General features: G+C 71.1%; 27 protein-coding genes. 15 read left to right on the top strand and 12 right to left on the bottom strand.

The genetic code is table 11. From position 1 onward, the window contains the following. Positions 1 to 49 precede the first annotated feature (49 nt). A complete protein-coding gene (locus QZL85_RS13640; protein WP_295577695.1) occupies positions 50 to 916 on the bottom strand; it encodes a fumarylacetoacetate hydrolase family protein in 867 nt (288 codons plus the stop codon). Positions 917 to 982: 66 nt separating this feature from the next. Here QZL85_RS13640 and QZL85_RS13645 point away from each other — a divergent pair, with 66 nt between their 5' ends. From QZL85_RS13645 to QZL85_RS13655, 3 genes are all read left to right on the top strand, one after another. Further along, positions 983 to 2,152, top strand: a complete 1,170-nt coding sequence (locus QZL85_RS13645) for a PrsW family intramembrane metalloprotease (RefSeq protein WP_295577697.1) — start codon at positions 983 to 985, stop codon at positions 2,150 to 2,152. Between the two features lie 168 nt (positions 2,153 to 2,320). After that, complete coding sequence (locus tag QZL85_RS13650) at positions 2,321 to 2,689, top strand: FKBP-type peptidyl-prolyl cis-trans isomerase (protein WP_295577699.1); 369 nt, start codon at positions 2,321 to 2,323, stop codon at positions 2,687 to 2,689. Positions 2,690 to 2,839: 150 nt separating this feature from the next. Further along, positions 2,840 to 3,403: a YceI family protein gene (locus tag QZL85_RS13655; RefSeq protein WP_295577702.1), complete on the top strand. Its 564-nt coding sequence runs from the start codon at positions 2,840 to 2,842 to the stop codon at positions 3,401 to 3,403. Between the two features lie 48 nt (positions 3,404 to 3,451). Here QZL85_RS13655 and QZL85_RS13660 read toward each other — a convergent pair whose 3' ends face one another. The 3 genes from QZL85_RS13660 to QZL85_RS13670 form a co-directional block, all read right to left on the bottom strand. Beyond that, positions 3,452 to 4,378, bottom strand: coding sequence for a hypothetical protein (locus tag QZL85_RS13660; RefSeq protein ID WP_295577704.1), 927 nt, complete (start codon positions 4,376 to 4,378; stop codon positions 3,452 to 3,454). A 74-nt stretch (positions 4,379 to 4,452) separates the two neighbouring features. Continuing rightward, entirely contained in the window at positions 4,453 to 5,352 is a 900-nt protein-coding gene (locus tag QZL85_RS13665; RefSeq protein ID WP_295577908.1) for a DMT family transporter, read from the bottom strand. A gap of 144 nt (positions 5,353 to 5,496) precedes the next feature. Next, the gene (locus QZL85_RS13670) at positions 5,497 to 6,804 is read right to left on the bottom strand and encodes an MFS transporter (RefSeq protein ID WP_295577706.1); all 1,308 of its coding nucleotides are present in this window, start codon (positions 6,802 to 6,804) and stop codon (positions 5,497 to 5,499) included. A 213-nt stretch (positions 6,805 to 7,017) separates the two neighbouring features. On the opposite strand from QZL85_RS13670, the gene rpsO reads away from it, so the two are divergent. Next, positions 7,018 to 7,287: a 30S ribosomal protein S15 gene (gene rpsO, locus QZL85_RS13675; protein WP_019180606.1), complete on the top strand. Its 270-nt coding sequence runs from the start codon at positions 7,018 to 7,020 to the stop codon at positions 7,285 to 7,287. 89 nt (positions 7,288 to 7,376) lie between these two features. Here the strand turns inward: rpsO and QZL85_RS13680 are convergent, their stop codons facing one another. Further along, complete coding sequence (locus tag QZL85_RS13680) at positions 7,377 to 8,393, bottom strand: isopenicillin N synthase family oxygenase (protein WP_295577708.1); 1,017 nt, start codon at positions 8,391 to 8,393, stop codon at positions 7,377 to 7,379. Between the two features lie 124 nt (positions 8,394 to 8,517). Between QZL85_RS13680 and efeU the strand changes: the two genes are divergently transcribed. From efeU to efeB, 3 genes are read left to right on the top strand one after another with little or no spacing between them, the layout of a single operon-like run. After that, on the top strand, positions 8,518 to 9,519 hold the full coding sequence (gene efeU / locus QZL85_RS13685; protein ID WP_295577710.1) for an iron uptake transporter permease EfeU: 1,002 nt from the start codon (positions 8,518 to 8,520) through the stop codon (positions 9,517 to 9,519). Further along, positions 9,516 to 10,745, top strand: coding sequence for an iron uptake system protein EfeO (gene efeO / locus QZL85_RS13690; RefSeq protein ID WP_295577712.1), 1,230 nt, complete (start codon positions 9,516 to 9,518; stop codon positions 10,743 to 10,745). Before efeU ends, efeO begins: the two co-directional genes overlap by 4 nt. Positions 10,746 to 10,770: 25 nt before the next feature. After that, complete coding sequence (gene efeB, locus QZL85_RS13695) at positions 10,771 to 12,084, top strand: iron uptake transporter deferrochelatase/peroxidase subunit (protein WP_295577911.1); 1,314 nt, start codon at positions 10,771 to 10,773, stop codon at positions 12,082 to 12,084. 10 nt (positions 12,085 to 12,094) lie between these two features. Here efeB and QZL85_RS13700 read toward each other — a convergent pair whose 3' ends face one another. Beyond that, positions 12,095 to 13,285: an acyltransferase family protein gene (locus tag QZL85_RS13700; RefSeq protein ID WP_295577715.1), complete on the bottom strand. Its 1,191-nt coding sequence runs from the start codon at positions 13,283 to 13,285 to the stop codon at positions 12,095 to 12,097. Between the two features lie 131 nt (positions 13,286 to 13,416). Here QZL85_RS13700 and QZL85_RS13705 point away from each other — a divergent pair, with 131 nt between their 5' ends. The 3 genes from QZL85_RS13705 to QZL85_RS13715 all read left to right on the top strand — a co-directional run bounded on the left by QZL85_RS13705 (position 13,417) and on the right by QZL85_RS13715 (position 16,498). Then, on the top strand, positions 13,417 to 14,562 hold the full coding sequence (locus QZL85_RS13705) for a N(5)-(carboxyethyl)ornithine synthase (protein ID WP_295577717.1): 1,146 nt from the start codon (positions 13,417 to 13,419) through the stop codon (positions 14,560 to 14,562). Between the two features lie 74 nt (positions 14,563 to 14,636). Continuing rightward, positions 14,637 to 15,857: an LLM class flavin-dependent oxidoreductase gene (locus QZL85_RS13710; RefSeq protein ID WP_295577719.1), complete on the top strand. Its 1,221-nt coding sequence runs from the start codon at positions 14,637 to 14,639 to the stop codon at positions 15,855 to 15,857. Then, complete coding sequence (locus tag QZL85_RS13715; RefSeq protein ID WP_295577722.1) at positions 15,854 to 16,498, top strand: CE1759 family FMN reductase; 645 nt, start codon at positions 15,854 to 15,856, stop codon at positions 16,496 to 16,498. The genes QZL85_RS13710 and QZL85_RS13715 overlap by 4 nt, the downstream gene beginning before the upstream one ends. A 44-nt stretch (positions 16,499 to 16,542) precedes the next feature. Here the strand turns inward: QZL85_RS13715 and QZL85_RS13720 are convergent, their stop codons facing one another. Further along, positions 16,543 to 17,262 (bottom strand): gamma-glutamyl-gamma-aminobutyrate hydrolase family protein, encoded by a 720-nt coding sequence (locus tag QZL85_RS13720; protein WP_295577724.1) that lies wholly within the window; start codon positions 17,260 to 17,262, stop codon positions 16,543 to 16,545. Between the two features lie 32 nt (positions 17,263 to 17,294). Continuing rightward, positions 17,295 to 17,477: a DUF5302 domain-containing protein gene (locus QZL85_RS13725; RefSeq protein WP_295577727.1), complete on the bottom strand. Its 183-nt coding sequence runs from the start codon at positions 17,475 to 17,477 to the stop codon at positions 17,295 to 17,297. Between the two features lie 293 nt (positions 17,478 to 17,770). Between QZL85_RS13725 and QZL85_RS13730 the strand changes: the two genes are divergently transcribed. The 3 genes from QZL85_RS13730 to QZL85_RS13740 all read left to right on the top strand — a co-directional run bounded on the left by QZL85_RS13730 (position 17,771) and on the right by QZL85_RS13740 (position 22,024). Continuing rightward, positions 17,771 to 20,041 (top strand): polyribonucleotide nucleotidyltransferase, encoded by a 2,271-nt coding sequence (locus QZL85_RS13730; protein ID WP_295577729.1) that lies wholly within the window; start codon positions 17,771 to 17,773, stop codon positions 20,039 to 20,041. A 269-nt stretch (positions 20,042 to 20,310) separates the two neighbouring features. Next, complete coding sequence (locus QZL85_RS13735; RefSeq protein WP_295577731.1) at positions 20,311 to 21,345, top strand: aldo/keto reductase; 1,035 nt, start codon at positions 20,311 to 20,313, stop codon at positions 21,343 to 21,345. A 79-nt stretch (positions 21,346 to 21,424) separates the two neighbouring features. Next, positions 21,425 to 22,024 carry a histidine phosphatase family protein gene (locus QZL85_RS13740; protein ID WP_295577734.1) on the top strand — a complete coding sequence of 200 codons (600 nt, stop codon included), beginning with the start codon at positions 21,425 to 21,427 and terminating at the stop codon, positions 22,022 to 22,024. Between the two features lie 16 nt (positions 22,025 to 22,040). Here QZL85_RS13740 and QZL85_RS13745 read toward each other — a convergent pair whose 3' ends face one another. After that, the gene (locus QZL85_RS13745; protein WP_295577736.1) at positions 22,041 to 22,511 is read right to left on the bottom strand and encodes a GNAT family N-acetyltransferase; all 471 of its coding nucleotides are present in this window, start codon (positions 22,509 to 22,511) and stop codon (positions 22,041 to 22,043) included. Between the two features lie 32 nt (positions 22,512 to 22,543). On the opposite strand from QZL85_RS13745, the gene QZL85_RS13750 reads away from it, so the two are divergent. Then, a complete protein-coding gene (locus QZL85_RS13750; protein ID WP_295577739.1) occupies positions 22,544 to 23,362 on the top strand; it encodes a 4-hydroxy-tetrahydrodipicolinate reductase in 819 nt (272 codons plus the stop codon). Further along, the gene (locus tag QZL85_RS13755; protein ID WP_295577742.1) at positions 23,359 to 23,808 is read left to right on the top strand and encodes a hypothetical protein; all 450 of its coding nucleotides are present in this window, start codon (positions 23,359 to 23,361) and stop codon (positions 23,806 to 23,808) included. The genes QZL85_RS13750 and QZL85_RS13755 overlap by 4 nt, the downstream gene beginning before the upstream one ends. Before the next feature lie 37 nt (positions 23,809 to 23,845). Here QZL85_RS13755 and QZL85_RS13760 read toward each other — a convergent pair whose 3' ends face one another. The 3 genes from QZL85_RS13760 to QZL85_RS13770 form a co-directional block, all read right to left on the bottom strand. After that, positions 23,846 to 24,751 (bottom strand): TIGR01777 family oxidoreductase, encoded by a 906-nt coding sequence (locus QZL85_RS13760; RefSeq protein WP_295577744.1) that lies wholly within the window; start codon positions 24,749 to 24,751, stop codon positions 23,846 to 23,848. After that, on the bottom strand, positions 24,744 to 25,169 hold the full coding sequence (locus tag QZL85_RS13765; RefSeq protein WP_295577746.1) for an OsmC family peroxiredoxin: 426 nt from the start codon (positions 25,167 to 25,169) through the stop codon (positions 24,744 to 24,746). Before QZL85_RS13765 ends, QZL85_RS13760 begins: the two co-directional genes overlap by 8 nt. 84 nt (positions 25,170 to 25,253) lie before the next feature. After that, complete coding sequence (locus QZL85_RS13770; protein WP_295577748.1) at positions 25,254 to 25,691, bottom strand: thioredoxin family protein; 438 nt, start codon at positions 25,689 to 25,691, stop codon at positions 25,254 to 25,256. Positions 25,692 to 25,708: the final 17 nt, after the last annotated feature.

A 25,708-nucleotide genomic window follows, 5' to 3' on the forward strand; every position in this document is an offset into this window, starting at 1 on the left:
CGGATCCGATACGACGGCGGCGGCCTGCGGGCCGCCGCCGTCCGTTCGTTCAGCCGAGGATGCGGCAGTGCGTCGTGAGCTCGCCGATCCCGTCGATCCCGACCGTCACGGTCGAGCGGTCGCGGAGGAACACCTGCGGGTCGCGCGAGTAGCCGGCGCCGCCGGGGCTGCCGGTGGAGATCAGGGTGCCCGGAAGCAGCGTCGCGGCCTGGGAGAGCTGGGAGATGAGGGCGGAGACCGGCCGGATCATCTGCCCGGTCGACGCGTCCTGCACCGTCTGTCCGTCCACGACGGCCCAGATGTGCAGGTCCTGCGGATCGGGCACCTCGTCGGCGGTCACGACGACCGGTCCCGTCGGAGTGAAGCCGTCGAACGACTTGCACCGCGACCACTGGGCCTCGGAGAACTGGATGTCGCGTGCCGTGATGTCGTTGACCACCGTGTAGCCCCAGACGTGGTCGAGGGCGGCGTGCTCGGCCACATCGTGCGCGGGACGGCCGATGATGACGCCGAGCTCGGCCTCGTAATCGATGGACTCGCTGAGCGACCGGGGCCAGGTCGTGGTCGCGTCGTGCCCGGTGAGGGAGTTCGGCCAGAGCACGAACACGGTGGGCGCCTTGTCGGCCTTCAGCCCCAGCTCGCTCGAGTGGGCCGCGTAGTTCAGGCCGATCGCGAGGACGACCGGCGGGCGCTGCACGGCCGACGCGAAGGCGAAGCCGTCCAGGGACCGCCAGTCGGCGGTGGATGCGGCGGCATCCCGCACGCGCTGCAGCAGCGCGTCGCCGCCCTCGATGAGGGCTTGCAGGTGGGTGGGGGCACCGTCGAACAGGGTTGGGACGAGGAGCGCCTCGCCGCGCTGGATGACGGCGAGCTGCGGCTCGTCGCCCCCGGGCGGGGTCACATGGGCGAAGCGCATCCGTCCAGGCTACCCGTCGCGCCTCTCGCTCATCCCGTCGGAACGTGCACCCATAGGCTGATCGCCATGACCTACCCGTCTCCGCTGGCGCAGCCTCCGCACGGCACTCCCGCGCTCATCCCGCCGGCGCCCGCCGCGGCGCCCGCACTGCCGGTCCCGGCGCGGAGAGGGCGGTCAGCGCCGATCTGGGGGTTCGGGATCCTGATCGTCCTGCTCGTCGCCCTCGCGGCGTACCTCCTGACCTTCCTGGGCGTGGTGGCGTCGGGGGTGGGCATGCTGCTCGCCCTGCTGCCGCTCGCGGGAGTCCTCCTCGCCATCCGCCTCGTCGACCGATGGGAGCCCGAGCCGCGCTCGCTCGTGGTCTTCGCCATCGCGTGGGGCGCGGTCGCCGCCGTGGCGATCGCCCTGCTGGTGGACATCGTGCTCACCCTCGTGCTCGGCGACGACGCCTCGCCGGCGCGGGAGGCGTTCTCTACCGTCGTGCAGGCACCGCTCGTCGAGGAGTTCGCCAAGGGCCTCGGCGTGCTGCTCATCTTCGCGGTCGGCCGGCGCGCATTCGACGGCCCGGTCGACGGTGTCGTCTACGGCGCCCTCGTGGGCGCCGGGTTCGCCTTCACGGAGAACATCCTCTACTTCGCCACGAGCCTCATCGAAGGCGGCGTCGCCGAGACGACCGCGACGTTCTTCCTCCGCGGCATCCTCTCCCCGTTCGCGCACGTCATGTTCACGGCGGTCACCGGCTACATCCTCGGCCGCGCGGCGCGGGCCGGCCGCACGGCGGGGACATCGGTCGGGCTCTGGACGCTCGGCGTGCTCGGCGCCGCGGCGCTGCACGCGCTGTGGAACGGCTCGGCACTGTTCGCGGACTTCTTCGCCCTGTACGCGACCCTGCAGGTGCCGCTGTTCCTCGGCTTCATCGTGGGGGTTGTGCTGCTGCGCCGGGAAGAGGCACGACTGACGCGCACCCGGCTCGGCGAGTACGCCGCGGCGGGCTGGTTCAGCCCCGCCGAAGTCGACATGCTCGCGACTGCGCAGGGGCGCCGGCGCGCGGTCGCGTGGGCGCGGACGCTTCCCGGCGACCGCTCGGCCACGATGCGCGGTTTCATCGCCGAGGCGACGGCGCTCGCCGCCGCGCGTCAGCGCGCGCTGTCCGGTCGCGACCCGGGTGCCGCCGAGGACGAGCGGCTCTTCCTCGCCCGCACGACCGCCACGCGCGACCGGCTGCTGCGTCGTTGAGCGCGACCCGCCGCTCGCCGACCGGGAATGACTCAGCGCCCGGTGCAGTGGCGATGCCTACGTGTCTACCGGGCGCTGAGTTGGCCTGGGGCCATTCTCTCCGGGCCGTCCGGGGGTGTCAAGGGTGCTCGCGTTGACCCGGTCGCCGCGCTCGGGTTGGATGGGAGCATGACTGATGACCGCACCAAGCCCGAGTTCGACGCCCCCGTGGGCCCCGCCCCCGCAGACCTCGTCGTCCGCGACCTGATCGTCGGCGACGGCGCAGAGGCGAAGCCCGGCGACACCGTGACCGTCCACTACGCCGGTGTCGAGTACGACTCCGGAGAGGAGTTCGACTCGTCCTGGGGCCGTGGCGAGAGCATCCAGTTCCCGCTGCGCGGTCTCATCCAGGGCTGGCAGGACGGCATCCCCGGCATGAAGGTCGGCGGGCGTCGCGAACTCGTGATCCCCCCGCACCTGGCGTACGGCCCGGCCGGCGGCCACTTCCTCGGCGGCAAGACCCTGATCTTCATCATCGATCTGATCGCCGTCGGCTGAGACGGATCGAAAGGGCGGATGCTGCGGCATCCGCCCTTTCGCATGCCCGCGCATCCTTTTTATATTCTTGGGAATAGATAAGCGCGCCCGGCGTTGCACCCTGTCAGACCAGCCCCACCGGCCCCCGCCTCACAGAACAAGGGACAGCACATGACCACGACCACCTCCACCATCGAGATCCCCGGCTACAAGGCCGGCACCTGGGTGCTCGACCCCTCGCACAGCGAGGTGTCCTTCAGCGTCCGCCACATGATGATCTCGAAGGTCCGCGGCGCATTCGGCCTGAAGAGCGCGACGATCGTCGCCCCGGAGAACCCGCTGGATGCCCGCGTGGAGGCCACCGTCGACGTCACCTCGATCGACACGAAGGACGAGGGCCGCGACGCACACCTGCGTTCGGCCGAGTTCTTCGACGTGGAGCAGTTCCCGACGCTGGAGTTCACCTCCACCGGCGTCCGCTACGAGGGCGGCGACTTCCTCGTCGACGGCGACCTCAGCATCCGCGGCGTCACGAAGCCCGCCACGTTCGAGCTCGAGTTCGGCGGCTTCGGCACCGACCCGTGGGGCAACTACAAGGCCGGCGCGACGGCGAAGACCGTCATCAACCGCGAGGACTTCGGCCTGACGTGGAACGCGGCGCTCGAGACCGGCGGCGTGCTCGTCGGCAAGGACGTCACGATCACGCTCGACCTGCAGGGCTCGCTCCAGGCCTGACCTGATCGCTGTGCGAAGCGCGGGTGCCCCTCCGGCATCCGCGCTTCGTCATGTCCGGCGGAATCCGCCGCCGAAGAGCACGCGGCCGATCGCACGGCCGGAGCGGTGCACCGCCGACGCGAGCCGATCATCCGCCGCGCGATGCACAAGGGTCCTCAAGCCGCGACCGGACCGCGTGAGGCGGACGATCTGCACGGCAGTGAGCGCGACCACCACCGCCGGGCCGCCCACGGAGAGCGACCAGGAGACCCACAGCGGGAACGCCGACGACGCGCCGGAGAGCAGGCGGGCGAGTCCGCTCGCCAGCGTCCACACACTCAGGGCGAGGACGAGGATCGGTCCGAGCATGGGGTGGACGTCGTTGATCCGGAACATCGAGCCGGTCACCATCCACAGCAGTGCGGCGAGAAGGGTGAACAGTGCGATGACGAGCACCACACCCGCGACGACGCTCAGCACGGTGACGAGCACGAGGGCGGCGGTACCCCAGCCGGACGATGCCGACCACGCCTGCAGGCCCGCCCAGGCCGCGTCGAGCGCGGTGGGCAGCGGCGGCTCCGCGCCGCCGAACGCCCAGCCCAGCGCGACGAACAGAGCGAGGACCGAGACCAGGACGGACAGGGGGATCGTCGTCAGCGCGAGCGCCTCCCCGCGGGTTCCCCTTCGCGCGAGCGCCACGAACACGACGAGGGTCAGGAGCACCGCGAAGAAGAGCAGGATGAGCGTCTCGAGCCGTCCGCTGAGGCTTTGGCCGACCGCCTCGTTCGCGTCGATCCGTCCCCACTGCCAGTTCAGGTGTGCCACGACCACGAGCAGCAGCCCGACGATGTCCCGCACGCGGAAGATGCGCGCGAGCGCGGGGTCGGGGTCCTCGCGTCGAGAATCCCAGACGCGGGCGAGTGCGCCCCAGATCGCGCCGGCGATGAGCAGCACGGCCCCCACGACGAGCATGACCACCGACAGTAGGAATCGCATGGATGCCTCCCCAGTCAGCTTCCTGGCGCAAAGCTACGGGAACGGCGGGCGGACGGGAAGGCTGTAGGCCCGCGTCAGCTGCGTGCGGGGGCGCGCAGGCGCAGCCGGTCCTGCGCGAGCAGGATGCCGAGGAAGACCACGACGGCCCCCACCGGCTCGTTCCAGGACAGGTGCTCGCCGAGGATCACGACGCCCAGCACGACGCCGACGACCGGGGTGATGTAGGTGACGGTCGACGCGCGCGTCGGCCCCCACGCGCGCAGCACGTTCTGGTTCCAGATGTACGCGACGCCCGTGCCGAGGCAGCCGAGCAGCACCAGGCTCAGCACGATCCACACGTCGAGGGACACCGGCGTCAGGGCGATGAGCGGAGTGAGCAGGAGCATGATGACGGCCGCGATCCCGATGTTGAGGAACGAGAAGACGAGCGCCGACATCCCGGTGTCGGACGTGAAGCGCCGCATGTAGGCGAGGCTGAAGCCGTAGCACGCGGTCGCCCCGAGGATCGCGAGCTGCGCGATGAGGGACTGCGCGAGGTCGAGCCCCTGCCACGGCGCGATGATCACCATGACGCCCGCGATGCCGACGAGGATCCCGGCGATCTGAACGGGCTTGAGCTTCTCGACGCGGAACACCGCCCACGCCATGATCGCCGTCATGATCGGCGTCGTGGCGTTGTAGATGCTGGCCAGGCCCGAGGTCACGTGCTGCTGCGCCCAGGAGAAGAGCAGGAACGGGATGACGCAGAACGACACCGCGAGCACGACCATGTGCCCCCAGACCCGCAGGCGCCGGGGGAGTCGTTCGCGCCGGGCCAGGACGAACAGACCCAGCGTCAGTCCGCCGAGGACGAGCCGGGTCCACGCCACCTGCGCGGGGGACACCCCGCCCAGGGCCACCTTCATGAACAGGAAGCTGGAGCCCCAGATGATGCCCGTGAGGATGAACTGCCACACGATCGTCGACGACCGCAGCCCGGTGCGGGCGGGCGGGACGACGGTCGGGGATGCGGTGGTCACGGGCCGACTCTAGACCCGGGCTCCGACGCGGAGGACCGCGCGAGGATGCGACGGCCGGAATCCGCCGACGTGCGACCGGATCCCTTCGTCAGCGGCCGCTCACGACGTCGGGTGCTCGGCGTCGTACGTGCGGAACCGCGGGTTCAGACGCACGAGGAACAGCACGAGCCCGATGATGACGAAGCCGCCGAGGAGCGGCGGGAACCACAGCGTGGTGGCCGTCGCGAGGACGCCTGCGTAGAGCGAGCCCAGCCGCGGGCCGCCGGCGACGACCACGATGAACACGCCCTGCAGTCGGCCCCGGATGGCATCCGGGACAGCGGACTGCACCATCGTGTTGCGGAAGATCGAGCTGATGTTGTCGGCCGCTCCGGACGCCGCGAGCGTGAGGGCGGCGACGACGATGAGCGCGACGTTGGCGCTGTGCTCGTCCACGACCGCAGGCGCGAAGACACGGAGGGCGCCGAGCACCAGCACGAGGGCGAATGCCGCGATCGACGCGCCGTACGCGATGATCGCGCGCTCGATCCCGCGCCCGTGCCACCGGTACCGGGAGACCGGGCCGGACAGGAGGCTTGAGAAGAACGCGCCGACCGCGATGGCCGCCGTGAGGATGCCGGTGGTGATGGGTCCGCCGCCGAGCAGCAGCGCGCCGATCGCAGGGAACAGGGCGAGGGGCTGCCCGAACGTCATGGCGACGATGTCGAGGAGGAACTGCAGGCGGATGTTGCGGGCGCCCCGGAGGAAGCCCCAGCCGTCGGCGAGCGAGCGCAGTCCGGGTCGCACGATCGCGCCCTCGGGGCGGATGGCGGGGAGCGTCCACAGGCCGAGGAAGAGCGCCGACATGAGCACGAGGTCGATCGTGTAGGTCCATCCGTAGCCCGTGAACGCCACCAGCACGCCGGCCGCCGCGGGACCGATGGAGACCATGATGCCCATCGTGATCCCGCCGAGCGCGGAGGCCGCCGGCAACAGCGACGCGGGGATCAGCCGCGGCACGATCGCGGAGCGCGCGGCCATGACGACCGAGTTCGCGGACGAGTTGACGACGGCGATGACGTACAGCCACGCGATCGTCTCGGCGCCCGTCCAGGTCAGCATCATGAGCACCGCGGTGGAGGCGAACGTGACGGTCGCGGCGATGAGCGCCACGCGGCGCCGGTCGAAGGCGTCCGCGAGCATCCCGCCGTAGAGCCCTGCGACGATCATCGGCACGAGTCCGGCGACCGCGATCATCGACACCGCGAAGGTGGATGCCGTCAGCTCGTACATGTGCAGCATGATCGCGACGATCGTCAGCTGACCGCCGAGGCCGGCCAGCGTCGACCCGATCCACATCCGCGCGTACGCGGGGCTGGTCGTCAGCGGCCGCAGATCGATGAAGTGGTCGCGGCGCAGGCGCGGCATCACTCGGCAGCCCCGCGCGGTGGACGGAGGCGACGCAGGGGGTGGGGCACCGTACGAGCCTAGAGGCCGCTCGATGGGTCCGGTCCGGGGCCGAGCAGCCGCCGGGTTCGACCTGGTAGACTCTCCAGGTTGCCGTTTGATCGGCCGCGGATAAAGAGAGCTCGCACATCAGGTGCCGAGCGCCGCGCAATGACCAGAAAGGGGATCCCATCTATGCCACTCGAGTCTGACGCCAAGAAGGCGATCATCGAAGAGTACGCGACGCACCCCGGTGACACCGGATCCCCCGAGGTGCAGGTCGCGATGCTGACGCAGCGCATCAAGGACCTCACAGAGCACCTGAAGGAGCACAAGCACGACCACCACTCGCGTCGTGGTCTGTTCCTGATGGTCGGTCAGCGCCGTCGTCTGCTCGGCTACCTCCAGGACATCGACATCGCGCGCTACCGCTCGCTGATCGAGCGCCTGGGGCTCCGCCGATAAGGCACCGCTCACCAGCGTTCAATCGTCTTCTGCGAAGGCCGTCCCAGGTGTGGGGCGGCCTTCGTCGTCTCCGCGCGACGCGGCGGCGTTCAGCCGGCCGTGCGCGCCGCCACGAGGTCGGCGTGCCAGATCCCCGCGACGTCGGGATGGGCGCGGAGCCGCGACTTGAGCGCGTTCTCGCCGTAGAGGGAGTGGATGGGGTTCGCGGGATCCTGCGTGACGCCGCGGGCGTGGGACGCGAGCTCGGCGGGCAGCTCGATGATGGGCAGCTGCGCGTCGAGGGCGGGGTTGAAGAAGAACGGCACCGAGATCCGGTCATCCGGGAAGGTCGGCGAGATGACACGGTGGTCCGTCGCCGTGAGGTAGCCCTGTGTCGCGTACTCGAGGAGCTCGCCGATGTTGACGACGAACGCGCCGGGCACGGGCGGGGCGTCCACCCACTCGCCGCCCCGTCGCACCTGGAGTCCGCCCTTCCCGGGCTCCACCCAGAGGAGGGTCAGGACGCCGGAGTCCTTGTGCGCGCCGACGCCCTGCTGAGGCGTCGGGTCCTCCTTGCCCGGGTAGCGGACGATCTTGATGAGCGTCGAGGGCTCTCCGAAGTGCTCGTCGAAGTACGATTCCGGCGCGCCGAGCGCGATCGCCCAGGCGCGCAGCAGACGGCGCGCGACCCCGGACAGGTGGTCATGCCATTCCGCGGCGACGGTGCGCAGCTCCGGCTGGGCGTCCGGCCAGAGGTTCGGTCCGATGAGGCGGGCGTAGTCCGGGGCGTCCGGGTCGGCCACGGCCTCGCGTTCGGGTCCGATGTCGATCTGCTCGCGCCAGTCGACCTTCCCCTGCGTGCGCTCGCCGCCCACCCGCGTGTAGCCGCGGAAGTGAGGGCTCCTGACGTTCTCGATCGCGAGCTTGTCGGCCGCCGGCAGCGCGAAGAAGTCACGCGCCGCACGGTGCAGCCGCGCCTCGAGTTCAGCGGGCACGCCCGTGCCCGTGAGGTAGAAGAACCCGACCTCGTGCGTCGCACGCCGCAGGTCGTCGCGGAACCGCGCGGCGGCCTCCGGGCCGTCGTCGAGGCGGGACAGGTCGAGGACGGGCAGGTTCAGCTCGGACATGGATCGAGGCTAGTCAGCCGTGCCGGCGGCGAGGGCTTTGTTGCCGTGCGTTACCGCGTGCGCTCCCGCTCGTCGGAGGGAGCCGTTTTCGCGAGGGAAGGTTGGTGAGGGTAACCTAAGTCACGTGCTCGCCACCCTCCTCGCCACCTTCCTCATCGGCCTCCGTGAAGGCCTCGAGGCCGCCCTGGTGGTCGGCATCCTCGTGGCCTACCTCACCCGTCTCGGACGCCGCGACGTCCTGCCCCGGCTGTGGGCCGGTGTCGGGCTCGCGGTGGTGCTCGCGCTCGGCATCGGCGCGATCCTCACGTTCGGCTCCTACTCGCTCACCTTCGAGGCGCAGGAGCTCATCGGCGGGGGACTCTCGCTCCTGACGGTCGCGATGGTCACCTGGATGATCTTCTGGATGCAGCGCACGGCGCGCACGCTCAAGAAGTCGCTGGAGGGCGGCATCGACCGGGCCCTCGCGACCGGCGGGATGTGGGCCGTCGTCGTGATCGGCTTCGTCTCCGTCGCGCGGGAGGGCATCGAGACGACCCTCCTGCTGTGGTCGATGGTGCAGTCCTTCGACGATGCCCCGTCCGCGCTGCTCGGCGCCCTTCTGGGACTTGCCGCCGCCGTCCTCCTGGGCTGGCTCCTGGCCCGCGGGATGGTGCGGCTGAACCTGCGCGTCTTCTTCACGTGGACCGGGGCGTTCCTCGTCGTCGTCGCCGCCGGAGTGCTCGCGTACGCGCTGCACGATCTGCAGGAGGCCGGCGCCCTGCCCGGCCCCTTCACCGCCGCCGCCCCCATCGACCCCGTCACCGGGACCGTGGCCGTCGGGTGGGCCGCCTTCCCGTTCGGCTGGGCCTTCGACGCATCCGCCGCGATCCCGCCGCGCAGCCCGCTCGCCGCCATCCTGCAGGCGACCGTCGGCTTCATGCCGCAGATGACCTGGCTGCAGGTCATCGCCTGGGCGGTCTACATCGTCGTGGTCGGCTTCTTCTTCATCCGGGGCGTCACGCGATCCGGCCCCGCCCGCCCGGCGTCCGCCGCATCGGCGGTCGCCGAGCCCGCCGCGTCCACCTCGCCGAAGGCGGCATCCGCCCGGCCCGCGATCCCCACCTCTGCACAGCAAGGAGCAGTATGACCCGCCTCCGTTCCCTCGCCGCCGTCGCGGCGCTCGGCCTGACCGCCACGGCGCTGGCCGGGTGCGTCGCGAAGTCCGAGCTCGCGTCAGCCGACGCACTCACGGTGGATTCGTCGGCATCCGCGTGCACGGTGTCGGCGGCCGCCGCCACGAGCGGCACGCTGACGTTCGACGTGAAGAACTCGAGCAGCGACGTCACGGAGTTCTACCTCCTCGCCGAGGACGGCCTGCGGATCGTGGGCGAGGTGGAGAACATCGCCCCCGGCGCGTCGCGCACGCTCACCGTCGTCGCGCAGCCCGGTGACTACTTCACGCTCTGCAAGCCCGGGATGGTCGGCGAGGGCGTCGGCCGTGCGGCCTTCGCCGTGACGGGCGAGAAGGTCGCGGCGACCGGCGACGACGCCGCGCAGAAGCAGCAGGCCGTCGACCTGTACGGGGCCTTCGTCAAGGACCAGGTGGAGACGCTGCTCCCCGCGGTGCAGGAGTTCGCCGCCGCGTACGCAGCGGGAGACGACACGATCGCCCGGGCGCAGTTCCCGCAGGTCCGCGCGTACTACGAGCGGATCGAGCCGATCGCCGAATCGCTGGGCGATCTCGATCCGAAGATCGACTACCGCGAGGTCGACGCGGTCGCGGAGGGCTTGGACTGGACCGGCTTCCACCGCATCGAGAAGGACCTCTGGGTGCCCGCCGAGGACGCCCTGAACTCCGACGACATCACGCCCGCCTGGCAGGACTGGGCGCCGTCCACCGATGCGCAGCGGCAGACGTTCGCCGCCGGTCTCGTGGCCGATGTCCAGACGCTCTTCGACTATGTGCACGGCGACGATTTCACCGCCGCGCTCGACGCGCAGGGCGTCGCGGGGCTGTCCAACGGCGCCATCGCACTGCTCGACGAGGTCGCCAACGGCAAGATCAGCGGCGAGGAGGACTGGTGGTCGGGCACCGACCTCTGGGACTTCGCCGCCAACGTCGAGGGCTCCAAGATGGCGTTCTCGCTCGTGAGCGACTTCGCCGCGGCGAAGGGCGACGAGGGCGCGACGCTCGTCGAGGACATCGACGCCGGCTACGCCGACCTCGAGGCGAAGCTCGCGACCTACGGAAGCCTGGAGGCCGGGTTCGTGACCTACAGCGAGCTGACCGACGCCGACCGGCGCGACCTCACCGGGCTCATCAACGCGCTCGCCGAGCCGCTGTCCCAGCTGACCGGCACGATCCTGGAGTGATGAGGATGCGGAGGAGTGACGGATGATGCGCGACGGTGACCTCGAGGCGGCGACGGAGGACCCGCCCGCCGAACCGGCGGAGGCCCCCCGAGGTCTCAGCCGGCGCGGACTCCTCGGGCTGATCGGCGCGGGAGGACTGGTCGCGGGCGGCCTCGGCGGGGCCGCGATCGGCGCGGCGGCGGCAACCGGCGGCGGCGCATCCGGCGGGCGCGCGGTGCACCCGTTCCACGGCGAGCATCAGGCGGGCATCACGACCGCCGTCCAGGACCACCTGCACTTCGCGGCCTTCGACATGGCGGACGACGCCACGCGCGAGGACCTCGTGTCGCTCCTGCAGGACTGGTCCTACGCCGCGGCCCGGATGACGCAGGGTCTCGACGTGAGCGCGAGCGGGGCCGTGGGCGGGTCGCCGCAGGCGCCGCCGGATGACACCGGGGAGGCGCTCGGGCTGCCGGCATCGTCGCTCACGATCACGATCGGGTTCGGGCCCGACCTGTTCGAGAAGGACGGCGTCGACCGCTTCGGCATCGCGGCGCGCCGCCCGGCCGGGCTCGCGCCGCTGCCCCGCTTCCTCGGCGACGATCTCGTCCCGCTCGGCACGGGCGGAGACCTCTGCGTGCAGGCGTGCGCCGACGACCCGCAGGTCGCCGTGCACGCCGTGCGCAACCTCAGCCGCATCGCGTTCGGTCGGGCCGCCCTGCGCTGGTCGCAGCTGGGCTTCGGCCGCACCTCGAAGACCACGACGGCGCAGGCGACCCCCCGGAACCTGTTCGGCTTCAAGGACGGCACCGCCAACATCCTCGCCGACGACACCGACGCCCTGCGGGAGCACGTCTGGGTCGGAGGCGAGGACGGCGCGGACTGGCTCGTCGGCGGCAGCTACCTGGTCGCCCGGAAGATCCGGCAGAAGATCGAGACGTGGGACCGGCTGCGCCTCATCGAGCAGGAGCGCTCGGTCGGACGCACGAAGGGCGAGGGGGGACCGCTGTCCGGCGGCGGGGAGTTCACCGAGCCCGACTTCGGCGCGGCCTCCGCCGCCGGGGCGCCGGCCATCGACCAGCGGGCTCACGTGCGGCTCGCGCATCCGGACTTCAACGACGGCGTCCGCATCCTCCGCCGCGGCTACAACTTCGTCGACGGCAACGACACGCTCGGAGCCCTCGCGGCGGGACTGTTCTTCGTGTCCTATCAGCGCAGCCCGGAGCAGTTCGTCACGATCCAGAAGGCGCTGGCCACCGACCTGCTGGGGGAGTACTTCGTGCACGTCGGCTCGGGCGTGTTCGCGGTCCCGCCCGGTGCGGCATCCGGATCGTACGTGGGAGCCGGCCTCTTCGCCTGACCGGACGCGCTCAGCCGTTCTGGCGCGGGTCGGCGTGCCGACGCGGCGGATCCGGGCGGGGCGCCGCTTCGGTGTCGCGACGCGAACCGGTCGGGTCGTCGCGACGGCCTTCCCGCTCGGCGAGGCCGGGGTCGGCGAACAGCCACCGGGGCCGCGGCTCGACGAGCGGACGGAAGAGCCGCCGCACGGGGCGGGTCGCGAGGGCCAGGGCGATGACGACGGCCAGCAGCACGACGATCGGGAGGACGAGCCAGGTCGGCTCCGCGGTGCGCAGGAAGCCGTTCTCACGGAACGGGTACAGCACGAAGGAGTGCAGCAGGTAGACGTACATCGTGTACTGGCCGAAGTGCGTCCAGCGGTGCTGGCCGCGGGGGATGAGGGCGAGGAACGCGATGCTCAGCACGAGGGCGATCGCCATGAGCGCGAGCCGCACCCCGCCGGCCCACCACTCGGTGCCGCCGAGGTCGGCGTAGCTTTCGTCGTACTGCAGCCAGTCGCGGAGATTCACGTCCCGCCACGCGTCCGCGAAGAACCAGCCGACGAAGCCGACCACCGCGAACATCCCGATCGCGATCGCCCGTACCCACCAGCGTCGCCGGCGCAGGAGGTCGAACCGGTGGACGATCCGATGGTGGGCGAGCCACCAGCCGAGCGTGAAGAACGGCAGCAGTCCGAGGGTGCGGTCCAGCGACAGGGTGGAGTCGATGTTGGGGAGGTATCCCACCGTGAGGGAGATCACGGCCGTCCACAGCAGCGGCCAGCGCAGGAGCGCCAGGTACGGGAGGACGAGGCGGAAGATGCCGAGCGCGAGCAGGAACCACAGCGTCCATGACGGCTGTGTGAGGTTCGGGTTCGCCCGCCCCTCCACGAGCCACTTCGTCAAGGTCCAGAGCGCCTCGAAGATGACGTACGGCGCCACGATGTCGGTCAGCACGCGTGCCATCTGCGTGCGCGACGGCGAGTCCGACTTCGAGAAGTACCCGGAGATGATCGCGAAGGCGGGCATGTGGAACGTGTAGACGAGCAGGTACAGGCCCAGGGCGATATCGGAGTCGTACGTGAGTCGCTGCACCGCGTGGCCGAGGACGACGAGGACGATGCATGCCAGGCGCGCGTTGTCCCACAGCGGCTCGCGGCGTTTCGTCCGCGCGGCGGTGCCCGGAGGTGTGGCGCCTGCCGGCGCCGCTGCACTGCCGCTCATCCCCACCACCGCTCGCTCGGGAGTGACCAGACTATCCCGCTGGACGCGCTCCCAGCCCCGTGCCGGACGGCCGGTGTAGCGTCGGGACCCCCCGGGCAGGCTCATGCCCGGGTCACGGAACGAGGCACATCATGTCCGCAGCAGGCCTCACTCTCGGCGTCATCGGCGCATCGCGGAAACCGGACGAGCGGCGGGTGCCCGTCCACCCGGGACACTTCGACCGGATCCCCGACGACCTCCGCGCGCGGATCGTGCTGGAGGAGGGGTACGGCGAGCGCTTCGGCATCTCCGACGACGACCTGCGTCCCCTCGTCGGTGCGGTGGCGAGCCGTTCGGCGCTGATCGCGGCATCCGATGTCCTGCTCCTGCCCAAGCCGCAGCAGGAGGACCTCGCGGAGATGCGCGACGGCCAGGTGCTGTGGGGCTGGCCGCATCTGGTCCAGGACGAGCGGATGACGCAGCTCGCGATCGACAAGCGGCTGACCCTGATCGCGTTCGAGGCGATGCAGCACTGGGGAGCGGACGGTGCCTTCGGCCTGCACGTGTTCCACATGAACAACGAGCTCGCCGGCTACTGCTCGGTGCTGCACGCGCTGCAGCTGTGCGGATCGACCGGCGATTACGGACGCCGGCTCACCGCCGTCGTGATCGGTTTCGGCGCCACGGCGCGCGGCGCGGTGACAGCGCTGCGGGCGCAGGGCGTGCACGATGTCCGCGTGCTCACGAACCGGCGCGCGGCATCCGTGGCGTCGCCGATCCACGCGGCCCACATCATCCAGTTCGACCACGACGACGAGCCCTACCTCAGCGAGGTCATCACCGATGACGGCCGTGTCCCGCTCGCGCCGTTCCTCGCGGAGAGCGACATCGTCGTCAACTGCACGCTGCAGGACCCGAACCGTCCGCTGCTGTACCTGCGCGAGACCGACCTGGACGCCTTCCGTCCGGGGAGCCTGATCGTCGACGTGTCGTGCGACGAGGGGATGGGCTTCGAGTGGGCCCGCCCGACGACGTTCACCGAGCCGATGTTCACCGTCGGCGGCACGGTCAACTACTACGGCGTGGACCACAGCCCGTCGTACCTCTGGAACTCGGCGAGCTGGGAGATCAGCGAGGCGCTGCTCCGCTTCATCCCGACCGTGATGGGCGGACCGGGCGCCTGGGCTTCGAGTGAGACCGTCCGTCGGGCGATCGAGATCCAGGACGGCGTTATCGCCAACCCCGCCATCCTCGAGTTCCAGGGGCGAGGCGGCGGATACCCGCACGCCCGGGAGTGAATCGCGGGAATACTCTGGTCGGGTGCGCGTTACATGGGATACATTCACATGAATAGAAGACGCGAGGAGCGATCATGAGCGACATCGGATCCCAGATGCAGTTCGGCATCTTCACCGTGAGCGACATCACGCAAGACCCGACGACCGGCCACACACCCAGCGAGGCCGAGCGCATCCGTGCGACGCTGACGATCGCCAAGCACGCGGAGGACGTCGGCCTCGATGTCTTCGCGCTCGGCGAGCACCACAACCCGCCGTTTTGGTCGTCCTCGCCCACGACGACCCTCGCGTACATCGCCGCGCAGACCGAGCGCCTCATCCTCTCCACCGCGACCACCCTCATCACGACGAACGACCCGGTGAAGATCGCCGAGGACTTCGCGATGCTGCAGCACGTCTCCGGCGGTCGCACCGACCTCATGCTGGGCCGCGGCAACACCGGACCCGTCTACCCGTGGTTCGGCAAGGACATCCGCCAGGGTCTGCCCCTCGCCATCGAGAACTACGCCCTGCTGCACAAGCTGTGGCGTGAGGACGTCGTGGACTGGGAAGGGAAGTTCCGCACGCCCCTGCAGGGCTTCACGTCCACGCCCCGTCCGCTGGACGGCGTCGCGCCCTTCGTCTGGCACGGCTCCATCCGCACGCCGGAGATCGCGGAGCAGGCCGCCTACTACGGCGACGGGTTCTTCGCGAACAACATCTTCTGGCCCGCCGAGCACTACCAGCGTCTCATCGCGCTGTACCGGCAGCGCTACGCGCACTACGGACACGGCACCCCCGAGCAGGCCATCGTCGGCCTCGGCGGGCAGGCGTTCCTGGCGAAGAACTCGCAGGACGCCGTCGCGCAGTTCCGTCCGTACTTCGACAACGCCCCGGTCTACGGGCACGGCCCGAGCCTCGAGGACTTCTCCGAGATGACGCCGCTCACCGTCGGCTCGCCGCAGCAGGTCATCGACCGGTACGCCGGGATGCGCGACCTCTACGGCGACTACCAGCGCCAGCTGTTCCTCATGGACCACGCCGGCCTGCCGCTGAAGACGGTCCTCGAGCAGCTCGACATCCTGGGCGGCGAGGTCGTCCCGGTGCTCCGCAAGGAGCTGGCGGAGAACCGCCCCGCCGAGGTGCCCGACGCCCCGACCCACGCCGGTCTCGTGCGCAAGGCCTACGGCGACGGACCGGCCCGCGAGGCGCGCCCGCGCGCGAACCGCGGCGACAACCTCAGCGGCCCCTCGCCCTACGACGACACTCCGGCCACGGCCGGGGCGGCCTTCGGCCTGGCCGGGGGTGCGCGATGACCGCCCGCCGCATCGCCGTCGTCACCGCCGGCCTGTCGAACCCCTCGTCGACCCGGATGCTCGCCGACCGCCTCGCGGCGGCGACGCTGGCCGCGCTCGCCGAGCGCGGGATCGAGGCTTCCGTCGACACGATCGAACTGCGCGACCTCGCGCACGACATCACCGACAACCTCCTCACCGGCTTCGCTCCGCCGGCGCTCGAGCGTGCGATCAACGCGGTCGTCTCGGCCGACGCGGTCATCGCCGTCACGCCGATCTTCTCGACGAGCTACTCCGGGCTGTTCAAGTCGTTCATCGACGTGCTGGACCCCGACGCGCTGACCGGGACCCCCGTGCTGATCGGCGCCAACGCCGGCACAGCGCGGCACTCGCTGGCGATCGACTACGCCATCCGGCCGCTGTTCGCGTACCTGCACGCCGAGGCGGTCTCGACGGGGGTCTTCGCGGCATCCAGCGACTGGGGCTCCCGCGCCGACGACGTCGCGCCGCTCAGCGCCCGCGTCGAGCGCGGCGCGAAGGAGCTCGCCGACGCCGTCGCCCGGCGCGAGCCCGCGACCGCCGTCGATCCGTTCGACCCCGCGCAGTACCTCGGCGACGGCCGGTCGTTCGGCCACCTGCTGGGCGGCCTCGCCGGCGAATAGCCGGCCGGGTCCGGTCCGGGTCCTCTCCCGAGCCCCGCGGGGCGTCAGCCCCGGAGCACGCTCGCGCTGTGCGCGCGGACGAGGTCGGCGAACGCCGCGAACGGCGCGGAGGCCAGCGCGAGGGGCGTGCCCTCCGCCTCGGGATGCCACTGCACGGCGACGATCGGCAGCTCGGGGTGCTCGACGGCCTCGATGACGCCGTCGTGGGCGACCCCGGTCGCGATGAGACCCGCCCCGAGATCGCGGATGGCCTGGTGGTGCCCCGACGCCACCGACACGGTCGCCGTCGGCAGCTCCGCGGCCAGCCGTGAGCCCGCGGAGACGGCGACCGGGTGCCACGTCCACTCCAGCCCGCCGGTCTCGTCCGCGCCCGGGACGTGCCCGCCCGGCAGATCTTCGACGAGCGTGCCGCCGAAGGCGACGTTGAGCACCTGCAGGCCGCGGCAGACGCCGAGGATCGGGATGCCGGCCGCGACGGCGGCCGCGGTGATGTCGAGGTCGAGCTCGTCCTGCGCCGGGTTCACGTCGTAGCAGGGCGCGGACACGTCGCCGCCGTACCGGGCGGGGTCGATGTCGCCCCCACCGGGCAGGACGAGTCCGTCGAAGCCGGCGAGGTCGGCGGTCCGCACCACGACGACGTCGAGATCCTCGGCGCGCACCAGCGCGGCGACGTCGTCGAAGATCGCGTTCGCCAAGCCCACCCGCGCGTCGGCGCCCTCCGCGTCGGACAGGCGTGCGGGGATGGCGATGCGGGGGAGGCTCATGCCTCCCATTCTTCCGCAGCCGCCGGCGGCGATCAGCCGCTCTTGCGGCGGAACTCCCGCTTCGTCACGGCGCCGTGGGTGCCGTGCACCGCGGAGTCGCCGTCGAGGTGGGCCTCGCCCTTGCGGTGCTGTGCGTTCTTCTTCTCCAGCGCTTCCTTGAACTTGCGCTTGACGTCGTCGGATGCGGCGGTTTCGTTGTTCCCGTCGGTACTCATACCCCCACGATACGCACGCCGACGGCACGCTGGTAGGCTTGCGGAGGTTGTGCGGGGTTCCTCCGCGCATCCGCTCAAGTCAACACTGAGCTCCTGGAGCAGGCCGGCAGGAAGCTGGTCCCCTGTGGTGGGTTCCCATCTGACGATGGTGATCTTCGACTGGTGACCAGCGCAGGCGGTCACGCGGCATGTCGTTTCGACGTGCGGCGCGCCCATACTGCCTGTTCCTGCTCCTTCGCATGATCTCGTGCGCGAAACGCGCGTGCGAGTCTAAACAAAGAAGGAGAGACCTCTTGGAAGGTCCTGAAATCACCGCCGCCGAAGCCGTCCTCGACAATGGACGCTTCGGCACCCGCACCGTTCGGTTCGAGACCGGACGCCTCGCCCAGCAGGCGCAGGGCGCCGTCGCCGCCTACCTCGACGAGGAGACGATGCTCCTGTCGGCGACCAGCGCCGGCAAGCAGCCCCGTGAAGGCTTCGACTTCTTCCCGCTGACCGTCGACGTCGAAGAGCGCTCGTACGCCGCGGGCAAGATCCCCGGCTCGTTCTTCCGTCGCGAGGGCCGCCCCTCCACCGAGGCGATCCTCGTCTGCCGCCTCATCGACCGCCCGCTGCGCCCGTCGTTCGTCGACGGTCTCCGCAACGAGGTGCAGATCGTCGTGACGGTGCTCTCGATCGCGCCCGGCGAGTTCTACGACGCGCTGGCCATCAACGCGGCATCGCTGTCGACGCAGATCTCCGGTCTGCCGTTCTCCGGCCCGATCGCCGGTGTGCGCCTCGCGCTCATGCCCGGTCACGGCGAGAACGCCGACCAGTGGATCGCGTTCCCGACCGTCACCCAGCTCGAAGAGGCCGTGTTCGACCTCATCGTGGCGGGGCGCGTCGTCCGCGACGCGGACGGCAACGAGGACGTCGCGATCATGATGGTCGAGGCCGAGGCCACCGAGGGTTCCTGGAACCTCATCAAGGCCGGCGCCGTCAAGCCCAACGAGCAGGTCGTGGCCGAGGGCCTCGAAGCCTCGAAGCCCTTCATCACGCAGCTCGTCGCCGCGCAGAACGAGGTCGCGAAGACGGCGGCCAAGGAGATCAAGGAATTCCCGGTCTTCCTGCCGTACAGCCAGCAGACCTACGACTTCGTCGCCGGCCGCGCGTACGACTCGCTCGTCCCGATCTACCAGATCGCGGACAAGCAGGACCGTCAGAACGCCGACGACGAGCTGAAGGACCGCGTCCGCGCCGAGCTGGTCTCCGCCGTCGAGGCCGGGGAGCTCCCCGCCGTCGCGACGACCGAGTTCTCCGCCGCGTACAAGTCGGTCACGAAGACGATCGTGCGCGGTCGGATCCTCGCCGAGGGTGTCCGCATGGACGGCCGCGGTCTGGCCGACATCCGCCCGCTCGACGCCGAGGTGCAGGTCATCCCGCGCGTCCACGGCTCGGCGATCTTCCAGCGCGGCGAGACCCAGATCCTGGGTGTCACGACGCTGAACATGCTCAAGATGGAGCAGCAGATCGACTCGCTGTCGCCGGTCACGCACAAGCGGTACATGCACCACTACAACTTCCCGCCGTACTCGACCGGTGAGACCGGTCGCGTGGGCAGCCCCAAGCGTCGCGAGATCGGGCACGGCTTCCTCGCCGAGCGCGCGCTCGTGCCGGTGCTGCCGAGCCGCGAGGAGTTCCCGTACGCGATCCGCCAGGTGTCCGAGGCTCTCGGCTCCAACGGCTCGACGTCGATGGGCTCGGTCTGCGCGTCGACCCTGTCGCTGCTGAACGCCGGTGTGCCCCTGCGCGCCCCGGTCGCCGGCATCGCGATGGGTCTCGTCTCCGACGAGGTCGACGGCCAGACGCGCTACGCCGCGCTGACCGACATCCTCGGCGCCGAAGACGCCCTCGGCGACATGGACTTCAAGGTCGCCGGCACGAGCGAGTTCGTCACCGCCATCCAGCTCGACACGAAGCTCGACGGCATCCCGTCGTCGGTGCTGACCGCCGCGCTGCAGCAGGCCCGCGAGGCCCGTCTGACGATCCTGAACGTCCTGACGTCCGCGATCGACGGCCCCGACGAGATGGCGCCCACGGCTCCGCGCGTGATCAGCGTGCAGATCCCGGTCGACAAGATCGGCGAGCTCATCGGCCCCAAGGGCAAGACGATCAACGCGATCCAGGACGAGACCGGCGCTCAGATCTCGATCGAGGACGACGGCACCGTGTACATCGGCGCCACCGACGGCCCGTCCGCCGAGGCCGCCCGCGCCCAGGTGAACGCGATCGCCAACCCGACCAACCCGGAGGTCGGCGAGCAGTTCCTCGGCACCGTGGTGAAGATCGCGGCGTTCGGTGCGTTCATCTCGCTGCTCCCCGGCAAGGACGGCCTGCTGCACGTCAGCGAGGTCCGCAAGCTCGCCGGCGGCAAGCGCGTCGAGAACGTCGAGGATGTCCTCGGCGTCGGTCAGAAGATCCTCGTGAAGATCACGAAGATCGACGACCGCGGCAAGCTGTCGCTCGAGCCCGTGGTCGAGGAGACCGCCGACAAGGGCGCCGCAGAGGTGCCCGTCGAGGCCTGATCCGCCGCGCACGACCACGGATGCCCGTCCCTCCCGTCTCGGAGGGGCGGGCATCCGTTTTCTGCGTCGCCCACCGGCCGGACGACGGGCGGTGAGACCTGCCGCGCGGGTTGGGCACGCTCCCACGCCAAACCGTTATCGAATGTTTACCGGCCGTTCGCCGCAGCGGCCGGAAGTGTCGGAGGCCTGGCCTACCCTCGGAGTTACCGCACGGGGGTGGGTGATCAACTCGGAGACTCCGCCAGAGGACTCGTGAGGGGGTGCACCGTATGGGTATGTTCGGGGTCGGATCGCCGATCACCACGGCCCGCGCCGACGAGCCGCAGGGCGGCGTTGCACACCCGTCGTCGCCGATCCCGGTCCAGGGTCCGCCGCTCGGCCAGGCCGTGCGCACGACGCTGGGGGAGAGCGGTCTGAGCGTCTTCCCGCTCATCATGGGCGGCGGCGAATTCGGCTGGCACGTCGACCCGGCGGCATCCCACTCCATCCTCGACGCGTACCGCGAGCGCGGCGGCAACGCCGTGCACACGTCGGACAGCTACTCGGCCGGCCGCAGCGCGCACATCATCGGCCAGTGGATGCACGCGCGCGGCATCCGGGACGAGATCGTCGTGGGCGTCCGCGTCGGCTCGAGTCCCGAGCATCCGGGGCTCGGCGCCGTCAACCTCGTCCGCGCTGTCGAAGGGGCGCTCACGAGGCTTCGCACCGACCGCGTCGACATCCTCTACCTCGATGCCACCGCCGACAGCGCGACCTCGCTCGAGGACGTCCTCGCGACGGCGGAGTGGCTCGTCGGAGCCGGCAAGGTGCGCGCGCTCGGGTCGTTCGGGCACACGGCCGCGCAGCTCGTCGAAGCGCGGATCCTCTCCTCCGCCGGCTACCCGCGGATGACGGTGCTCGACGTTCCGTACAACGTGCTGCACCGGCAGGACTTCGAGGGCGACCTGCGCCTCGTCGCCGGCGCCCAGGGCATCTCCTTCACGCCGTCGCAGGCGCTGGAGCACGGCTTCCTCGCCGGGGCGGTGCGGTCGCGTTCGCTCGTCGCGCAGTCCGTACGGGGCGTCCAGCTGGCGTCGAACATGAACCGTCGCGGCACCCGCACGCTCCGCGCCCTCGACAAGGTGGGCGCCGAGCTCTCGATCCCGACGGCCGCCGTCGCGATCGCCTGGCTGCTCGCGCAGCGCGTCGTCGCCGCGCCGATCGTCAACGCGTTCGCGGTCTCGCACGTCGAGGAGATCATGCAGGGCGTCGGCGCCCGTCTCAGCCGCGCGCAGCTCGCGGACATCGCCCGCGCCGCCGCCTGACGATCGCCCGTCGGCGGGCTGACATAGGGTGGAAGTGGCCTGCCCTGAGCCGTCCCCCCGACGAAGTGAGCGTGTGACCGTGTCGCAGTATCTGTATCTCGTGCGCCACGGCGAGCACGTCGGCGCCGAGCACGGGCTGGCGGACGGTCCGCTGTCACCACGCGGGCGTCGGCAGGCGCAGCTGATCGCCGACCGCCTCTCGGGCGTGCCGCTGACCGCCGTGTGGCACTCGCCCCTCGAGCGCGCCGCGGAGACGGCCCGCGCCGTCGCCGATCGTCTGCCGGCGGTGTCGCCCGTGGCCTCGCCGCTGCTGTTCGACTGCGTGCCCACCGGCATGACACCGGAGACGCCGAGCGCCTACGAGGCGTTCTTCGGCGGCATCACCGAGGCCGAGATCGAGGCTGGGTCCGCGCAGATGTCCGATGCCGTCGACGAGTTCCTCGTCCGCAAACCCGGATCGCACGACCTCCTCATCACGCACAACTTCGTGATCTCGTGGTTCGTCCGCGAGGTGCTCGAGGCACCGGATTGGCGCTGGCTCACGCTCAGCCAGGCGCACTGCGGTCTCACGGTGCTCGTGCAGCGCACCGGCCGGCCGTGGACGCTCGTGACGCACAACGACCTCGCCCATCTGCCGATGGAGCTGCGCACGGGCCTGCCCGAGCACCCCTTCGTCTGACCGCGGGGCCGGGAGCTCAGCGCAGCGTCTTGCCGTACCAGCGCGTCGCGTTGGGGTTGTCGTTGTAGGGCTCGATGGCGGTGAAGCCGCTCCGGGCATACAGGCCCCCGGCGGCCTCCAGCGTGTGGTGCGTGTCCAGCACGAGCTCGGCGGCGTCCCACTCCCGCGCGCGCGCCTCGAGCGCCTCCAGGAGCAGTCGCCCCCAGCCGCGGCCACGCGTCGACGGACGCAGATACAGGTGCTTGACCTCGTAGCGGATGCCGTCCGGCCCGTCCGCGATGCGCCGGATGCCGCCGCATCCGACGTCCTGCCCGTCGTCGCCGTGCACCACGAGGAAGATCCCCGCGGGCGGCTCGAACGCGGCCGGATCCGGGAACACCGGGGTGTACGCCCGGTCCGGGAAAGTCTCCCCGCGCATGTGGAAGTACTCGCCGAGAAGGGCGTGAGCGCGGGGGTCGTCGGTGCGTGTCGGGCTCAGGCTGACCATGCCTTCGAGCGTATCCCCGTAGTCTTGAGCCCATGACGACGACGCGGGTTGCCCTCGTCGGTGGCACCGGGAAGCTCGGCGGGATCATCGCCGCAGTGATCGACGCCGCCGAAGACTTCGAGACGATCGCGGTGCTCGGGTCGGGGTCGGACATGAGCGAGATCGACGGTGCCGACCTCGTCGTGGACGCATCGACGCCCGCCGTGTCGATCGATGTGGTCCGCGCCGCGATCGAACGCGGCATCAACGTGCTCGTGGGCACCTCCGGCTGGTCCGCAGAGCGCATCGCGCTCGTCCGTCCGCTCGTCGAGGCGGCCGGGACCGGCGCCGTGTTCATCCCGAACTTCTCCATCGGCTCGGTCGTCGGCAGCGCGCTGGCCGCCGCCGCCGCCCCGTTCTTCCCGTCCATCGAGATCGTCGAAACCCACCGGGAGACGAAGATCGACTCGCCGAGCGGGACCGCCGTGCGGACGGCCGAGCTGATCGCCGCCGCGCGTCGCGAGGTCGGCCCCGTCGAGTCGCCGCACGTCGATCAGCGGGCGCGCGGCCAGCAGGTCGCGTCCGTCCCCGTCCACTCGCTACGCCGCCCCGGCGTCGTCGCGCGGCAGGAGACGATCCTCTCCGGGCCGGGCGAGTCGCTCACGGTCGTGCACGACACGATCGAACCCTCCGCCGCGTACGCGCCCGGTATCCGCGCCGCTCTGCACGCAGCGCGCGACGCGCAGGGCGTGACGGTCGGGCTCGACAGCATCATCGAGATCGCCATCCGGATGCCGGCGACCCCGCCGCCCGCGCGCCCCGTCGCCGAGGGCGGCGTGCCCGGCCAGGTCGCCCGCACGACCGGAGCATGAGCGCGCGCATCGGCGTCGCCGTCATGGCGGTGCTCCTCGTCGTCTACATCGTGCTCGTCGGGCAGCGCGCCGTTCTGCTCCTCACGACCGGCGAACCCATCGGCGTCGCGATGGGCGTCGCGCTCATCGTGCTGCCCCTCATCGCGGCGTGGGGGCTGTGGCGGGAGCTGTCCTTCGGGCTCCGGGCCGCGAAGCTCGGCAAGCGGCTCGAGGCGGAGGGCGGGCTGCCGGACGACGAGGTCGATGTCCGCGCGAGCGGCCGTCCGATCCGCGACCAGGCCGACGCGCTCTTCCCCGCCTACCGTGCCGAGGTCGAGGCGCACCCCGGCGACTGGCGTGCGTGGTACCGGCTCGGGCTGGCGTACGACGGGGCGGGCGACCGCACGCGCGCCCGCCAGGCGGTGCGCAAGGCGATCGCCCTGGAGGCGGGCGCGCGACGCGGCTGAGCGGCGCCGCTCGTGCGCGAAGGGGCGGAACGGCTGATCAGGCCGGCACGGCCGCCGCGACGGCATCCTCGACGGTCGGATGCGTGAACGAGAACCCGGAGGCTGTGAGCGCACCCGGGACCACGTGCATGTCACTCGTCAGCAGCGACTCCGTCGCATCCGGTCCGAGGACCAGACGCATGCCCCACACGGGGGCGCGCAGCGCGTAGGGCCGGTTCATGCGGCGGGCCAGCGCGAAGCCGAGGTCGTTGGCCGTCGCGCGTTCGGGACCGGCGAGGTTGACCGGCCCCGTGAGCCCCGCGTCGATGACGTGACGGATCGCGCGCACCTCGTCCTCGAGCGAAATCCACGGCCACACCTGCGTCCCGCGCCCGATCGGGCCGGACACGCCCAGGCGGGTCAGGAGGAGGAGCGGCTTGAGGACGCCCTCGGGGTGCACGATCGGGGCGGTGCGCACGAGCGCGACGCGGGCCGCATCGCCGGCGGAGAGCGCCGCGGCCTCCCACTCGCCGCACAGATCGGCGAGGAACGTCTCCCCGCGCGGCGCCGTCTCCGGCAGCAGCATGCCCGGGACGGACGGGTAGTAGCCGACGGCGGATGACGACACGAAGGCCGGCGCGTCGGCTCCGAGGGAGCGGACGGCGCGGGCGAGCGCCTGCGTGGGCGTGATGCGCGACCAGACGAGCTCGTGCTTGTAGCGTGCGGTCCACGGGAAGCGGCCGATGCTCGCGCCGTTGAGGTTGACGACCGCCGAGGCGCCGTCCAGGACGCCGGGGTCGAGCTCTTCGGCGTTCGGATCCCACTGCACTTCGTCGGGGCTCGTGGGTGGCCGACGGACGAGCCGTGTCACGGCTACACCGTCACGGGTGAGCGCGTCGGTCAGCGCCCGGCCGATGAGGCCGGAGGAACCCGAGACGACGACGCGCGCGGGCGCGTCAGGCAAGCGTCGCCTCGAGGGTGATCTCGATGCCGCTGAGCGCCGCGGACACGGGGCAGCCGGCCTTCGCCTCTTCGGCCAGGCGGGCGAAGTCCTCGGGAGACAGGCCGGGGACGACGGCGTTGACGTTGAGGTGCGAGCCGCTGATCCCGGTGCCCGGGAGGAAGGTCACCGACGCGGTCGTCTCGATGCTCTCCGGCGGCGTCCCGTTCTCGGCGAGGGCGTGCGAGAGCGCCATGCTGAAGCATGAGGAGTGCGCGGCCGCGATGAGCTCCTCCGGCGTCGTCACCGAGGTCGAGCCTTCACTGCGGGCCTTCCAGTTCACCGCGAACGGCCCCTGGTTCGAGCTCTCCAGAGCCACCTCGCCCGATCCGTCGGCCAGGCCGCCCTTCCAGGTCGTGCTCGCTTCGCTCGTGACGCTCATGCTGATCCTCCTCGACGCGGACGCGGCCGTGTGCCACCCGTGCGTCGAGCCTAGACTCACCGCCGCGCGGAGGAAACGATGCCGTCAGACGCGGACGGTGGATGCCGTCACGCGCCCCAGTTCCAGCTCGATGACGTCGCGGCTGGGTGCACCGCCGAAGCGCGTCTGCACGACGCCGTCGCTGTCGAGGATGAGCGTGGTCGGCGTCTGGAGCACGTGGAAGTGCTTCGCGATGTCGGGGCGGTGCGTGAGGTCGACGTCGTAGTGCACGACGCCGGGGCTCGAGTCCGCGATCGCCGCGAGGGTGCGGTGCACGCCCGGGCACCGGCTGCACATCTCGCTGCTGAACTGCAGGAGTGTGGCCGCATCGCCGAGCTGTGCCGCGCCGAAGCGGCGCGGATCGACGACCTCGTCCGGGTCGACCCGGCACGGGCGGCCCTGCTGCCAGCGCAGGTAGACGCCGACGCCGACCGTCGCCGCGAGCAGCGCGGCGAGGATCAGTACGGCGTTCAGGAGGTCCACAGCGCCCCACACTAGCG

The organism is uncultured Microbacterium sp. (assembly GCF_900078385.1).
Taxonomy (GTDB): Bacteria; Actinomycetota; Actinomycetes; order Actinomycetales; family Microbacteriaceae; genus Microbacterium.

Bases quoted from the DNA above. Each gene is read 5' to 3' on its own strand.
- QZL85_RS13710 (WP_295577719.1), top strand. From the start codon at position 14,637: ATGAGCGACATCGGATCCCAGATGCAGTTCGGCATCTTCACCGTGAGC.
- QZL85_RS13670 (WP_295577706.1), bottom strand. From the start codon at position 6,804: ATGCCGCGCCTGCGCCGCGACCACTTCATCGATCTGCGGCCGCTGACG.
- QZL85_RS13735 (WP_295577731.1), top strand. From the start codon at position 20,311: ATGGGTATGTTCGGGGTCGGATCGCCGATCACCACGGCCCGCGCCGAC.
- QZL85_RS13755 (WP_295577742.1), top strand. From the start codon at position 23,359: ATGAGCGCGCGCATCGGCGTCGCCGTCATGGCGGTGCTCCTCGTCGTC.
- efeO (WP_295577712.1), top strand. From the start codon at position 9,516: ATGACCCGCCTCCGTTCCCTCGCCGCCGTCGCGGCGCTCGGCCTGACC.
- QZL85_RS13750 (WP_295577739.1), top strand. From the start codon at position 22,544: ATGACGACGACGCGGGTTGCCCTCGTCGGTGGCACCGGGAAGCTCGGC.
- QZL85_RS13645 (WP_295577697.1), top strand. From the start codon at position 983: ATGACCTACCCGTCTCCGCTGGCGCAGCCTCCGCACGGCACTCCCGCG.
- QZL85_RS13705 (WP_295577717.1), top strand. From the start codon at position 13,417: ATGTCCGCAGCAGGCCTCACTCTCGGCGTCATCGGCGCATCGCGGAAA.
- QZL85_RS13725 (WP_295577727.1), bottom strand. From the start codon at position 17,477: ATGAGTACCGACGGGAACAACGAAACCGCCGCATCCGACGACGTCAAG.
- QZL85_RS13715 (WP_295577722.1), top strand. From the start codon at position 15,854: ATGACCGCCCGCCGCATCGCCGTCGTCACCGCCGGCCTGTCGAACCCC.
- QZL85_RS13720 (WP_295577724.1), bottom strand. From the start codon at position 17,262: ATGAGCCTCCCCCGCATCGCCATCCCCGCACGCCTGTCCGACGCGGAG.
- QZL85_RS13700 (WP_295577715.1), bottom strand. From the start codon at position 13,285: ATGAGCGGCAGTGCAGCGGCGCCGGCAGGCGCCACACCTCCGGGCACC.
- QZL85_RS13650 (WP_295577699.1), top strand. From the start codon at position 2,321: ATGACTGATGACCGCACCAAGCCCGAGTTCGACGCCCCCGTGGGCCCC.
- QZL85_RS13660 (WP_295577704.1), bottom strand. From the start codon at position 4,378: ATGCGATTCCTACTGTCGGTGGTCATGCTCGTCGTGGGGGCCGTGCTG.
- rpsO (WP_019180606.1), top strand. From the start codon at position 7,018: ATGCCACTCGAGTCTGACGCCAAGAAGGCGATCATCGAAGAGTACGCG.
- QZL85_RS13745 (WP_295577736.1), bottom strand. From the start codon at position 22,511: ATGGTCAGCCTGAGCCCGACACGCACCGACGACCCCCGCGCTCACGCC.
- QZL85_RS13640 (WP_295577695.1), bottom strand. From the start codon at position 916: ATGCGCTTCGCCCATGTGACCCCGCCCGGGGGCGACGAGCCGCAGCTC.
- efeB (WP_295577911.1), top strand. From the start codon at position 10,771: ATGCGCGACGGTGACCTCGAGGCGGCGACGGAGGACCCGCCCGCCGAA.
- QZL85_RS13655 (WP_295577702.1), top strand. From the start codon at position 2,840: ATGACCACGACCACCTCCACCATCGAGATCCCCGGCTACAAGGCCGGC.
- QZL85_RS13765 (WP_295577746.1), bottom strand. From the start codon at position 25,169: ATGAGCGTCACGAGCGAAGCGAGCACGACCTGGAAGGGCGGCCTGGCC.
- QZL85_RS13680 (WP_295577708.1), bottom strand. From the start codon at position 8,393: ATGTCCGAGCTGAACCTGCCCGTCCTCGACCTGTCCCGCCTCGACGAC.